Genomic DNA, 13,103 nt, shown 5'->3' with positions numbered 1-13,103 from the left:
GGCTTTACGAACAGGAAGACTTGCCATGTCGCTACTGCTTACTCCCGAGAATACCCTGCCGGTCGATGGTGTGGCCGGAACCCTGATTGGTCGTGCCTGGGTGCCAGGCCGAATCGCCGGGCCTTCGCCCATTGCGTTGCGCAGCGACGGTGTATTCGATCTCTCGGATCGTTTTGCGACATTGAGTGATCTGCTGGAAACAGAATCGCCGCTGGCCGCCGTGCGACAGACGCCCGGCACCTTCATCGCCAGTGTCGAAGCCCTGCTGGCCAACACCGGCCCAAATGCCGACCCGAGCAAACCGTCGCTGTTGCCGCCCCTGGACTTGCAAGTGATCAAGGCCGCCGGCGTGACCTTCGCCGCCAGCATGATCGAGCGTGTGATCGAGGAACAGGCCGGCGGCGATGCCGCGAAGGCCGAAGCCGTACGCGCCACCGTCCACAGCGTGATCGGCGATAACCTGCGCACGATCGTGCCGGGCTCCGAGCAAGCCATGCGCCTCAAAGCCTTGCTTATCGAACAGGGCATGTGGTCGCAGTACCTGGAGGTCGGCATCGGCCCGGATGCAGAGATCTTCACCAAGGCACCGGTCCTGGCCGCCGTGGGCAGCGGCAGCCGCATCGGCATTCACCCCGGCTCGCAATGGAACAACCCGGAGCCCGAAGTGGTGCTGGCCGTGAACAGCCGGGGCCAGATCCTCGGCGCCAGCCTGGGCAACGACGTCAACCTGCGGGATTTCGAAGGCCGCAGCGCACTGTTGCTGAGTAAGGCCAAGGACAACAACGCCTCCTGCGCCATCGGGCCGTTCATTCGCCTGTTTGACGAACACTTCAGCCTGGATGATGTCAGGGAGTGCGTGGTCGATCTTCAGGTACACGGCGAGGATGGCTACCGCCTGCACGGCTCCAGCTCCATGAACCAGATCAGCCGCGACCCGCAGGACCTGGCAGGCCAGACACTCAACGCCAATCACCAATACCCGGATGGTTTTGTGCTGTTTCTCGGTACCCTGTTCGCCCCCACCGAAGACCGCGATCATGCCGGCAGCGGTTTCACCCACAAACGCGGTGATGTGGTCAGCATCAGCAGTCCGTTGCTCGGAAGCCTGCATAACCAGGTGACCTACAGCTGCGATGCCGCCCCCTGGACCTTTGGTGTCAGCGCCTTGCTGCGTAACCTTGCCGCCCGAGGACTGCTGGACCGCTAAAACGCCAGGACCGTGACCGATTCATCCAATTACAAGAGAGAAATGAATCATGAGTGACACGTCAAAACACCGCCTGCGCAGCGAGCAATGGTTCAATGACCCGGCTCACGCGGACATGACCGCCCTGTATGTCGAACGCTATATGAACTACGGGATGACCCGCGAAGAACTGCAGTCGGGACGCCCGATCATCGGCATCGCCCAGACCGGCAGCGACCTGACCCCTTGCAACCGTCATCACTTGGAACTGGCCCAACGGGTCAAGGCCGGTATCCGTGATGCCGGCGGCATTCCCATGGAATTCCCGGTGCACCCGATCGCCGAACAGTCGCGTCGCCCCACCGCCGCACTGGACCGCAACCTGGCGTACCTGGGGCTGGTTGAGATTCTTCACGGTTACCCATTGGACGGCGTGGTGCTCACCACCGGCTGCGACAAGACCACCCCGGCCTGCCTGATGGCCGCGGCGACCACCGATCTGCCGGCCATTGTCCTGTCCGGCGGGCCGATGCTCGACGGCCACCACAAGGGCGAACTGATCGGCTCCGGCACCGTACTCTGGCATGCACGCAACCTGATGGCCGCCGGCGAGATCGACTACGAAGGCTTCATGGAAATGACCACTGCGGCATCGCCGTCGGTGGGTCACTGCAATACCATGGGCACCGCCTTGTCGATGAACGCCCTGGCCGAAGCCCTGGGCATGTCGCTGCCCGGTTGCGCGAGCATTCCGGCGCCCTATCGCGAGCGCGGGCAAATGGCTTATGCCACCGGCAAGCGCATCTGCGACCTGGTGCGGCAAGACATACGCCCCTCACAGATCATGACCCGCCAGGCCTTCGAGAACGCCATCGCCGTCGCCTCGGCACTCGGCGCTTCGAGCAACTGCCCGCCGCACTTGATCGCCATCGCCCGGCACATGGGCGTCGAGCTGAGCCTGGAGGACTGGCAACGGATTGGCGAGGACGTGCCGCTGCTGGTCAATTGCATGCCGGCGGGCAAGTACCTGGGCGAGGGTTTCCATCGGGCCGGAGGCGTGCCCTCGGTCATGCATGAACTGCAAAAAGCCGGGCGCCTGCATGAAGACTGCGCCACGGTCAGCGGCAAGACCATCGGCGAAATCGTCAGCAACAGCCTGACCAGCAACACCGATGTGATCCATCCCTTCGACACCCCGCTCAAGCACCGGGCCGGCTTCATCGTGCTCAGCGGCAACTTCTTCGACAGCGCGATCATGAAGATGTCGGTGGTGGGCGAGGCGTTTCGCAAGACCTACCTGTCCGAGCCCGGCGCCGAGAATAGCTTTGAAGCCCGGGCCATCGTATTCGAAGGACCGGAGGACTATCACGCGCGGATCGACGACCCGGCGCTGGACATCGACGAGCGCTGCATCCTGGTGGTCCGTGGCGTTGGCACCGTAGGCTACCCCGGCAGCGCCGAAGTGGTGAACATGGCCCCGCCGGCGGCGCTGATCAAGCAAGGCATCGACTCCCTGCCCTGCCTCGGCGATGGACGTCAGAGCGGCACTTCGGCGAGCCCGTCGATCCTCAACATGTCCCCGGAAGCGGCCGTGGGCGGCGGCCTGGCGTTGCTGAAAACCAACGACCGGCTGAAAGTGGACCTGAACACACGCACCGTGAACCTGCTGATCGACGACGCCGAGATGGCCCAGCGCCGCCGCGAATGGATACCGAATATCCCACCCTCGCAAACACCTTGGCAGGAGCTGTACCGGCAACTGGTGGGACAGCTTTCCACAGGGGGCTGCCTGGAGCCGGCGACGTTGCATCTGCGCGTGATTGCCCGCAGTGGTGAACCGCGTCACTCGCACTGAGCCGAGCGGCCGATTGTTCACGCACGTTGAATGCTGATGACAATCCAGAGGGATTTATTCCATGGACCTGAAGGGGAAAGATGCGCTTGGGTTGTTGACCCTACCGAATCTTTCCTACACCACGGAGTCGATCCATGCCATTTGCCAACTACAAATTCCCCGAAGGAATCCTGGACCACGTCCGCAAAGAAGAGATCATCCATCGCACCACAGAGATGTTCGTCGAGTACTTCGGCGAGGGCGTTCGTCCGTTCACCATGGTCCTTGTCGAGGAGGTTGCAGACGGCGGATGGGGGCGCGCCGATGAAACGCTGACGCTGGCGAAGATGGGCCTGCCCGCCAAAGGGCAATAGCGCCCAGGGAGTATTCGCAGAGGTATCGCCCCTTGCACAATGCAGGGGTCGTTATCGAATTCATGCGTCAGCGTTTCAAGCAACCCTGCCAGGGATTCCCCATGACCATTCAAGTCTTATCGTCGCTGCGCTGCGTGTTAGCCGCTGCGACTGAACGAGTCGCCCGCGTTGAAGCGCCCCTGTACGCCTTGCTGCGGATCATCTTCGCCGGGGTCCTGCTGACCCACGGTTTGCCAAAGGTTCTGCGCATTTCCCACGGTTCGATGGCGGATCCAATGGCCGCCTCGATCAACCTCATCCAGAACGTGATGGGGCTGCCTTTCGCTGCACAGCTTGCCTTCCTGGTCATGCTGCTGGAGACGGTAGGTGCGCTCATGCTGGCGATAGGGCTCGGCACACGACTCGTCGCCTTGCTGATCGCCATTGAGATGGTTGCGATCAGCTATGCACTGGGGCCGACATGGCCCTGGATAGATCGAGGCATCGAGTTTCCTGTGCTGATGGGGTTTCTTGCCCTCTACATCGTCGCGCGCGGCGGCGGTGCCTACTCATTGGACTCGCGCCAACGGTAGCCCCCCATAACCATGGACCCCGCGTCAGTTTGCAGCGTCGTGCGCAGTCGCGGCCACTGCCTGGAGCCCACCAAGGGCATAGCTCATCATGTGGTCGATCAAACCCTGCGGCTCGAGACTCAACCCTTGCAGCACATGCTGCTTTAACGGCTGATGGGCTATAAGCAAGAAAAGACAGGGGGCGAAGACACTGATGGCGCTGCGCAACGTTGTCGGGTGATCCGCTGGCAAGTTCATGATTTGCCCAAGCAAGCCACGCAGAATGTGCGCCTTGGGAAACGACTGCTCCTTGAGTACCACCTCAAACTCGGGAGAAGGCGAAAGCACTTCGCGCGTGAGCACTTTCAGCGCCCAGCCATCCGGATGGTCGTGCAGGCGCTCGACCAGCACGGTGATGAGGGCACGTAATTTGTCTTGCGGCGAACCGGGCCGCTCGTTAAGCGAAACCAGAGTTTCCATCCGCACCAACCGAGCGTGGGCTTCGAGCAATACCGCGCGGTACAGGCCCTCTTTGTTTACGAAGTGATAATTCACCGCCGCACTGTTGGCTTGCGAACGTTCGCAAATCTGCTTGCTGGTGGTGTTGGCCAATCCCTGTTCGGCAAACAATTCACCCGCTTTTTCCAGAATCTGCAGCCGCGTTGCCTGCCCATCGAGCCGCGAAGCACGAGGCAGGGAAGGCTTGCCAATGGCATTGTCCATGAGCTCATCTCTTTATAGTTCTAATTCAAATTTGACTTTTTATTTCAGACTACCTATTTTGGTCCCGTCATTGTCCCTTTACAACACCGCGCGAGGACTTCGCAGCCGATGCTCCGGGCTTTTCGCGCACTATCAAGGAAATACCGTCATGGAAGCGCGCGTAATGACACCTTTCACCTACTTCTCATTGCCAATGCAGAAGCAGTTCCTGGCCAATCAGCAGGCCATCCAAGGCAAACCCTACGCCGACTTTTTCCGCTCGAAGATCAGCGTGCCGCTCAGTGCCGTCGAAAAAATACAGCAAGGCCCCATGCCCTTGGCTGACGCCTTGACGCCCAGCGTTGAAGACCTTAACCGCATGCTCGCCGCTGATTTCATCAGCGAAGAGGCCGGATACGCCCTGCTGCCAGGGCCGATGGCCTATGTGCAAAGTCGCAAGTTTTTTCCCAACTGCACCGCGCAGATGCTCAAGTGGTGGTTCATGTGGCATCCACTAGAGGCTGAACGCTACACCCTGTGGTTTCCTTATGCCCACGTGGAAAACCCCTGCGTTCATCACGAGCGCCTCCTGGACGATACCCTGACCTTCGAGGAGCGCTTGTATGGCAATACCTTTTGCGCCTCAGAGTACGTCGGTGACCGCCTCATGCACCTGCACATTGATTTCAGGGACCCCTGCGAACTGGGCTTCTGTCCGGATCTTTACCGCGAATCCAAAATAGACGGCAGTGTCAGCGCCTTGATGAGCCTGGCCCACGAACCGCAAGTACCGGTGTCGCTGATGGCGCACTTGTTCAAGGAATGCCCGGAGGGTTTGTACCTGACGAGCCGTTACTGGGTCGGCAGCCACCCGGCCATGCAGCGTTTTCCAGGCGCCGAGCGCGCCGCCCAGCTACTGGAAGAAAACGGCCTGGGAGAAGTGGAGCTGGAAACCCTGGCTTATGAATTTGCAGTGCATGACTTGTGTGAGTTCAACCACCTGGCCAGCATCCTGCCGAGCCTTCATGCACGATTCAGCGGCGCGAAATAAGCCCAACCCCTCCCGATAATCAGGCTTCGGCGGCGTCTTGAACCGCCGCCGAAGTCGGGCGCAGTACCCCGTTCATCAACAGTGTCGTGAACTCATTGATATCTGCCTCCACCTCCAACTGCTCGGTCAACAGCCGGTACCAGCAAAACCCAAAGATCATGTCCAAGAGCAATTCACGCGATGTATCCTTGGGCAACTCGCCCTGCTGAATGGCTTTTTCCACCAGCTTGCGAGGCAACTCCCTACGCCGCTCCATGAATTCGTCTTTGAGCTTGGGCAGCGTGCTGGGATCGAGCTGGGCCTCGGCAATGACGCATCGAAAAGCCTCCCCGCAAATCGTTTCTCGCCAGACCTTCCAGAGATTGAGCAGCAAGAAATTGAGGTTCTCCTTGAAAGTGCCTTTATCAGGCTCTTTGCGAATCTGCTCGCTTTCACTCTCGTAGACCTCGGCGATCAAGGCTGCCTTGTTACCCCACCACCGGTAGATTGTCGGTTTGCTCGCGCCAGCGCGGCGGGCCACCGCCTCGATGCTCAACCCCGAGTAACCGCACTCTTTAAGTGTTTCTATGGCAGAAATGATGATCGCTTTGTGCGTGTGAGGGCTCCTCAATGAGCCAATGGAGCTCCGAGATGGTTTACGGGCCATAAATCAAAATCTCCAATATGGCGCTTGACAAAAGAGACTCAGGGTATAGGATTCTCTCGAAAAGCAATGAAACGGATCGTTTCGTTTTGTATATTTATATGATCTCAGCTTCGGTTTAGCAGGGGGTCTCTTCAGCGCTTATTACCTCTATATAGGGAGACATGAGAAGGAAAGTCATAAATTTTTAACGCTACCTTAACGATACGGTACGTTTCGTATCATACATAATGATTGCACGAAAACAAACCTATTGTTCATAGGTTGACCGGTAGGTTCTGCTGCTTGGACCCGCCGATTTATGGGGCATGGGACCGCCATTTATCACTTTGCGAGCACCAATAGATAGTTTCTAAATATTTCATGCGCCTGTCACGGCTTTCTGCCAGCAGGTGAAAGAACGGAATCTGGAGGAAGTACACATGAATAAAGTAGGAATTGTGAGCTATGGCGCGGGCATCCCGGTCTGCCGGCTCAAGGTGGACGACGTGATCCAGGTGTGGAAAAACACCGATTTGAGCTTGGTAAAGGGTCAATTGGGCGTCCTTGAAAGGGCTGTGCTGCAACCTGATGAAGACGTCATTACCTTGGGCGTCCTCGCCGCCCAGCGCGCACTGGACAAAGCGCCGCCTTGTCCCCTTGAAGCGCTTTATCTTGGCACCTGCACCAATCCATATGACTCCCGGGCCTCGGCCGCGATCATCCTGGAAATGCTTGGCTGCGGCTATGACGCCTTTTGCGCAGACGTGCAGTTTGCCGGCAAATCCGGCACCAGCGCCCTTCAGATTGCATACGCCTTGGTAGCATCGGGCATGGTGGGCAACGCGTTGGCAGTGGGCGCCGATACGATCAACCGCAACACCGCCCCCGGTGATTTGACAGAGTCCTACGCCGGAGCGGGCGCCGCTGCCCTGCTGCTGGGTACAGAAAATGTGATCGCGCATTTTGACGCAAGTTTTTCTTGCGCGGCGGATGTCGCTGACAACATCAGGCCTCAAGGGGACCGCTATATCCGGTCGGGAATGGGATTGGGCTCGGACAAGAACAGCATCGGCCTGGAAGACCAGACTCGCCGTGCTGCCTCGGGATTGATGGCCAAGATCCATGCGCAGGCCGGTGATTTCGATTATGTCGTCTTCCAACAGAACCTGGTTTCAACCCCCTACTCTCTGGGCAAGCACCTGGGATTCACGACGGCGCAAATCGAACCTGGCATCTATGCCCAGAGTGTCGGCGATGCTGGGGCAGCAAGCCCTTTGCTGGGCTTGGTCAACGTCCTCGATCAAGCGCGTCCCGGTGAAAGAATCCTGGTGGTTTCCTATGGGTTTGGTGCGGGCAGCGATGCCATTGCCTTGACCGTCACCGATGCCATCGAAGCCTATCAAAAGACCAACGTTCCGCTGCGCACGCTGCTGGAGGATAAGTACTACGTGGATTACGGGACGTCGATCAAGTACGAGTTCAAATACTTGCGGCCCGACTACGCCCTGACGGCCTATCTCTGATTCCAATTCATCCAGCAAGGAGCACTTTTTATGAGCGCACGACGCGTTGCTATCGTTTCGGCTGCCTATACCCCTAAGCCCGGCAGTTCCAGAGTTCGCCAGACGTTCAAGGAGATGATCGTCGAGTCCGCTTACCAAGCGCTCAACGCCATCAAGATGCATCCCCGCGAACTCCAGGCTGTTGCCTATGGCTACCACGGTGAAGGCATTTCTGAATACGGAGGCCTGGGCCCGACCATTTCCGATGCCTTGGGTATCAGCCCTGCCCCCACGTTCATGAGTACTGCCAACTGCACGAGTAGTTCGGTGTCTTTCCAGATGGCTCACCAAATGGTCGCCTCAGGTGAATACGACATCGTCCTGTGTGGCGGTTTCGAAAAAATGACCGACCACATCAACTACGCCGAGTACATTGGCTCCAGCACCGAATGTGAATACGATTATTTTCTAGGCATCTCACACACTGACGCCTTCGCCCTGGCGACCGCCGAGTATTTTGAAAAGTTCGGCTATGCAGGACGTGAAGCGGATGTATTGGCAACCTTTGGGCGGCAGATGCGTATCTATGCCCATAACACCCCCACCGCCACCCGCTACGGCGTGCCGATTCCGTCCCTTGAAGCGCTCAAGAGTAGCGAAGCGTGTGGCTCGATGTTGGCCTGGGGCGAAGCCAGTGGTTGCGCCATCCTGGTTGCCGAACACCTTGCGCACCGTTACACGACCCAACCGGTATTTATCCGCGGCTGTGCCTACACCGGTGTATCGCACTATTTCGGCACGCGTTATCACAACCCGACGTTGCAATTTCCGGGGCTGCCAAAAGATGTAGGCATGGCAGTTTCCGCCAACTCGATGGCCTGCGCAGAAATCGCCTACAAAAAAGCCGGCATCACTGCAAAGGATATCGATGTGGCGCAAGTCTACGACTTGCTGGGCGCCGGGTTGATTCAAATGGAGTCCATGGGCGTATGTGGTCCAGGCCAGGCAGGCGACTTCGTATTGGAAGGCGGCATAGCTCTTGACGGGCAACTTCCCCTGAACACTGACGGCGGCAACATCGGACGCGGCCACGCCTCCGGTTGCGATGGGATTTTGCACATTACTGAATTGTTCCGACAGCTTCGCGGCGAGTCCAACAACCAAGTCAAAGGCGCCCGTATTGGTGTCTCGCAAAACCTGGGCGGTTACGCCGCGCACAACAGTGTCATTGTGCTTTCCAACGATTAAGGAGCCGACCATGTCCCTTTACCCTGAACAGATTCACCGCATGACCACCGCCAGCATGTTGCGCGAATGGCGCGAGCATGGCGGCAAATACCGTCTCGAAGGCAGCCGTTGCCAGGATTGCGAAGAAATTTTCTTCCCTCGGCGCACCGTTTGCGGCGCGTGCAATTCGTTGAATGTGGAACCGTATCGCTGCGCACGCACCGGCACGATCCAAGTCAGCGCCCATGCCGAGAATCCGATACTGGCAGCCATGGGCTATGGCGAAACCGTGCCCCGCTTCATGGCGATGGTGCGTCTGGATGATGGCTTGGTGATTGCCTCGGAAATCGTAGATGTCACCGATCCCCGGCAAGTCGTCAGCGGTGCGCCCGTGCGCATGGTTATTCGCAAACATGTCCGGGAAAGCAACTTGGCCTGGCAATATGCCTATAAGTTTGTATTGGTGAAATAACAAACAAGGCGTCCGCCACACCCGCTCTTTTCGATAACAACAGTCAAGTTTTTTGGCTCCCCAGCCCGCAGCTTTGATTCTGTTTTTCAGAGTCCTGCTTTGCAGTCATTGCCTTAAATGTGCTTCTAACTTTATTGGCTTCTAGCCGAGGACTTGTCATGTCTACTCTTTGCAAACCCAGTCTGTTGTTTCCGCAATACAAGATCACCCAGCAACAAATGATCGAGCATCTAGAGCAGTTGCATGATGATCATCCACGAATGGCACTTGCCAAACGAATGATTCAAAACACACAGGTGAACGAACGGCACTTGGTCCTGCCTATCGATGAACTGGCGGTGCACACTGGCTTCACCCACCGCAGCATCGTTTATGAGCGCGAAGCCCGCCGCATGTCATCCATCGCGGCGCGCCAAGCCATTGAAAATGCCGGACTGACCATCGACGACATTCGCATGGTCGCGGTGACATCGTGCACCGGTTTCATGATGCCCTCGCTCACGGCCCACTTGATCAATGACCTGGGCCTGCGGACGTCGACCGTACAACTGCCCATCGCTCAATTGGGCTGCGTGGCAGGCGCTGCGGCGATCAATCGAGCCAATGATTTTGCCAGCATGGCGCCGGACAACCATGTCCTCATCGTCTCCCTGGAGTTCTCGTCGCTCTGCTATCAACCCCAGGACACCAAGTTGCACGCGTTCATATCGGCGGCGTTATTCGGCGATGCCGTATCGGCCTGCGTCATGCGCGCCGATGACAAGGCGCCTGGTTTCAAGATCGCCAAGACCGGGTCTTACTTCCTGCCTGATAGCGAGCACTACATCAAATATGACGTTAAGGACAGTGGCTTTCACTTTACCCTGGACAAGGCCGTCATGAACTCCATTAAAGATGTCGCACCAATGATGGAGGAATTGAACTACGAGACCTTCAATCAACATTGCGCACAAAACGACTTTTTCATCTTCCATACCGGCGGACGGAAAATTCTTGATGAACTGGTCCTGCAACTGGACCTGGAACCCGGCCGGGTCGCGCAGTCTCGCGACAGTTTGAGCGAAGCCGGGAACATCGCCAGCGTGGTGGTCTTCGATGTGCTCAAGCGCCAGTTTGACAGCGGGCTTGTCGATGGCGCGACTGGCATGCTGGCGGCCTTCGGCCCCGGTTTCACCGCTGAAATGGCCGTGGGCAAGTGGGTCGCCTGACAGATCCGATAAAACACCGGCACCCAGCCAGGGGCACACCTGCCCCTGGCTGCCGGAGTATGAATCGCAGGCGTTCACCTCGCTCAAGAGGGCTTCGAAAGCGCTAGGGAAAGAAGGAAAAGAACATGGAGATGAAGTATCTGGTCGCTCGACCTTGGGGCGGCTATGAAAGACGCATGATCACGCTTCTGTCGCTGAGCTTCGGGCTGGTAGGACTGGACAGGTTCATTATCATGCCGCTGTTCCCGGTGATCATGCGTGACTTGGCCCTGGACTATCAGGACTTGAGCATGTTGTCGGCCATCCTGGCATTTGCGTGGGGAGGCTCTGCCCTGTTCATGGGCGCCGCCATCAGGGTACTGGGCCCCAAGAAGTTGCTGGTGCTGTCGATCACCCTGCTATCGATTCTGGCCGGTGCGTCTGCATTGATCACCGGCCTGGTGGGCCTGGTGCTCTTGCGCGCCTTGATGGGCGTCTGCGAAGGGGCCTTCACTCCGGTCAGTATCATTGTCACCGATGAAGTCTCGCAGCCTTCCCGGCGCGGACTCAATCTAGGGATTCAACAGGCCTTGTTCCCCATCATCGGCCTGTGCCTCGGACCGCTGCTGGCGGGCGTATTGCTGGAAATGTCCGGATCCTGGCGCGCCGTATTCGCCATCATTTCGTTACCCGGCCTGTTAGTGGCCTGGTACCTCTATAGAACCTACCAACCGACCCAGGCGCCCAGCACGGAGTCGATTGCACATACCTCCAAAAGCCAGTGGAGGGCGGCCCTGTCCTGCGGGAATGTGCGGCTCAATATTGCCTTGATGCTCTGCATACTGACGTGCCAGTTCGTTCTGTGCGCCCTGCTCCCTAGCTACCTGACAGACATTCTGCACCTGAGCAATTTCTCCATGGCCATGATCATTTCTGCAATTGGCCTGGGTGGTTTTTTTGGCCAACTGGTCATTCCCGGCTTGTCCGACCAACTGGGTCGCAAGCCCGTGGTCTCGATCTGCTTCATGATCAGCGCCCTGTTGGTGGGTTTATTGATCGTCAGCCCACCGTTGCCCTGGCTACTGTTCCTTCAATTATTTTTCTTGTCCTTTATCAACTTCAGCCTGATCTGCATGACGGTCGGTCCACTGACCAGCGAATCAGTGCCGCCCAGTTTATTGGCCACCGCGACGGGCCTGGTGGTGGGCTGCGGAGAGATTCTTGGAGGGGGCGTCGCCCCTGTCGTCGCCGGCTACATCGCCATGACGTGGGGACTTACCGCGATTCTGTTCCTGGCACTGGCCGGAAGTATCACGGGGGGCTTGCTGTCCTTACGGCTCAAAGAGGCAAACCCGGCGTTCAACGGACTCAAGGACTACGCCCCCCTATCCGCACGCTTGACCCTGGAGGATAAGTAATGACCCACTATGTAATGTTGCTGGACTCTCCAGTGCCGCGAGGAGGCCTTGGCGTATTTGACTTCAAGTCCGGGCAAAGCCGGGAGGTGCGTCCACCCCAGGGAAATCTTTATGAAGCCCTGGCCCATTGCGCGGATCGGAATATGGACTGGGAGTCCTATCTCAAGGACCTGCCGTCCACGCCCTACCCGCTTACGCCTGCGGCGGTGAAATACCGACCGCCGCTCAAGCCCGATAACAACTTGTTGGTCCAGATCAGCGAAATCACGCTCTGTACCGCCAAGACAGAACAAGCCTGGTATTACAAAGGTAACGGCCGACTGCTCAAGACCGACGGCGACCCTTTGCAGGTGCCCTATCATTCACAAAGCATCAGTAGCGAGCCGTGCATTGTCTGCCTCTATTGGGTCGACCCGTTTGGTGCGCTGCGCTTCATTGGTTTTACCCTGGGTAACGATATCCACGATCATGTATTGCACAGTCGCGACGCCATTTCTTCAACGCATGCGCACTTGCGCACCTGTGCGATTGCCCCGGCATTGATCGTGGGGGAATTGCAGGCTGACTTGGCCATCAATGTCCAGATAGAACGCGACGGCCAACCCTTGACGGCAAGTCACCACCGGATGAGTTTGCATCGCTGGCAGAGTCTGCGCCGATACTCGGAAGAGTTCCTGGAGAAACACGAGCAGTTTCTCGAGCCCGGGCTGGTTCATTACGTGTTTCACAGCTTGAGCCATCGCACCACGAATGTGCCGCTCCAGCACGGTGACTGGCTCAGCATTGACTGCCCCGAGCTGGAATTGGCCATGAGCAATCAAATCGTCGAAGAGGAATTGGTGTCGCTGGTGCCCTTGCCTGCGCGGCGCGCACCTGACCATGACTGTATCGACCGACCGCTGCCCGTGCCGAAAAAGTTCTGATCGACCGCTATAAACGAGGAGGTGGCCCTTGGTTTGAGCCACCCTTGCCCG

At 58.0% G+C, this 13,103-nt stretch carries 13 protein-coding genes; 11 read left to right on the top strand and 2 right to left on the bottom strand.

Going from position 1 to position 13,103, the window contains the following annotated elements; genetic code table 11:
• Window positions 1–25: 25 nt before the first annotated feature.
• The 4 genes from BLU76_RS05370 (at window position 26) to BLU76_RS05355 (ending at window position 3,966) form a co-directional block, all read left to right on the top strand.
• Entirely contained in the window at window positions 26–1,207 is a 1,182-nt protein-coding gene (locus BLU76_RS05370) for a fumarylacetoacetate hydrolase family protein (RefSeq protein WP_092221780.1), read from the top strand.
• A gap of 49 nt (window positions 1,208–1,256) precedes the next feature.
• Window positions 1,257–3,041, top strand: coding sequence for an IlvD/Edd family dehydratase (locus BLU76_RS05365; protein WP_092221778.1), 1,785 nt, complete (start codon window positions 1,257–1,259; stop codon window positions 3,039–3,041).
• A 134-nt stretch (window positions 3,042–3,175) separates the two neighbouring features.
• Entirely contained in the window at window positions 3,176–3,394 is a 219-nt protein-coding gene (locus tag BLU76_RS05360) for a tautomerase family protein (protein WP_092142102.1), read from the top strand.
• A 101-nt stretch (window positions 3,395–3,495) separates the two neighbouring features.
• Entirely contained in the window at window positions 3,496–3,966 is a 471-nt protein-coding gene (locus tag BLU76_RS05355; RefSeq protein WP_092142105.1) for a DoxX family protein, read from the top strand.
• Between the two features lie 24 nt (window positions 3,967–3,990).
• Here the strand turns inward: BLU76_RS05355 and BLU76_RS05350 are convergent, their stop codons facing one another.
• A complete protein-coding gene (locus BLU76_RS05350; protein ID WP_063321689.1) occupies window positions 3,991–4,668 on the bottom strand; it encodes a TetR/AcrR family transcriptional regulator in 678 nt (225 codons plus the stop codon).
• A gap of 148 nt (window positions 4,669–4,816) precedes the next feature.
• On the opposite strand from BLU76_RS05350, the gene BLU76_RS05345 reads away from it, so the two are divergent.
• A complete protein-coding gene (locus BLU76_RS05345) occupies window positions 4,817–5,698 on the top strand; it encodes a 2,4-diacetylphloroglucinol hydrolase (RefSeq protein ID WP_092142112.1) in 882 nt (293 codons plus the stop codon).
• A gap of 19 nt (window positions 5,699–5,717) precedes the next feature.
• Here the strand turns inward: BLU76_RS05345 and BLU76_RS05340 are convergent, their stop codons facing one another.
• Window positions 5,718–6,344, bottom strand: a complete 627-nt coding sequence (locus BLU76_RS05340) for a TetR/AcrR family transcriptional regulator (protein WP_063321691.1) — start codon at window positions 6,342–6,344, stop codon at window positions 5,718–5,720.
• Between the two features lie 419 nt (window positions 6,345–6,763).
• On the opposite strand from BLU76_RS05340, the gene BLU76_RS05335 reads away from it, so the two are divergent.
• The 6 genes from BLU76_RS05335 to BLU76_RS05310 all read left to right on the top strand — a co-directional run bounded on the left by BLU76_RS05335 (window position 6,764) and on the right by BLU76_RS05310 (window position 13,052).
• Window positions 6,764–7,846, top strand: coding sequence for a hydroxymethylglutaryl-CoA synthase (locus BLU76_RS05335; protein ID WP_058542730.1), 1,083 nt, complete (start codon window positions 6,764–6,766; stop codon window positions 7,844–7,846).
• Between the two features lie 30 nt (window positions 7,847–7,876).
• Window positions 7,877–9,073 carry a thiolase family protein gene (locus tag BLU76_RS05330; RefSeq protein ID WP_057447984.1) on the top strand — a complete coding sequence of 399 codons (1,197 nt, stop codon included), beginning with the start codon at window positions 7,877–7,879 and terminating at the stop codon, window positions 9,071–9,073.
• 10 nt (window positions 9,074–9,083) lie between these two features.
• The gene (locus tag BLU76_RS05325) at window positions 9,084–9,524 is read left to right on the top strand and encodes a Zn-ribbon domain-containing OB-fold protein (RefSeq protein WP_013693033.1); all 441 of its coding nucleotides are present in this window, start codon (window positions 9,084–9,086) and stop codon (window positions 9,522–9,524) included.
• A gap of 158 nt (window positions 9,525–9,682) precedes the next feature.
• Complete coding sequence (locus BLU76_RS05320) at window positions 9,683–10,732, top strand: type III polyketide synthase (protein ID WP_092142115.1); 1,050 nt, start codon at window positions 9,683–9,685, stop codon at window positions 10,730–10,732.
• A 131-nt stretch (window positions 10,733–10,863) separates the two neighbouring features.
• The gene (locus BLU76_RS05315) at window positions 10,864–12,129 is read left to right on the top strand and encodes an MFS transporter (RefSeq protein WP_092142728.1); all 1,266 of its coding nucleotides are present in this window, start codon (window positions 10,864–10,866) and stop codon (window positions 12,127–12,129) included.
• Window positions 12,129–13,052, top strand: coding sequence for a fumarylacetoacetate hydrolase (locus tag BLU76_RS05310; RefSeq protein ID WP_092142118.1), 924 nt, complete (start codon window positions 12,129–12,131; stop codon window positions 13,050–13,052). Before BLU76_RS05315 ends, BLU76_RS05310 begins: the two co-directional genes overlap by 1 nt.
• Window positions 13,053–13,103 lie beyond the last annotated feature (51 nt).

Origin of the sequence: Pseudomonas sp. NFACC08-1 (genome assembly GCF_900106735.1) — a bacterium.
GTDB lineage: Bacteria > Pseudomonadota > Gammaproteobacteria > Pseudomonadales > Pseudomonadaceae > Aquipseudomonas > Aquipseudomonas fluorescens_Q.
Note: the sequence above shows the minus strand (reverse complement) of the source record. Positions and strands in the feature narration are given on the sequence as shown.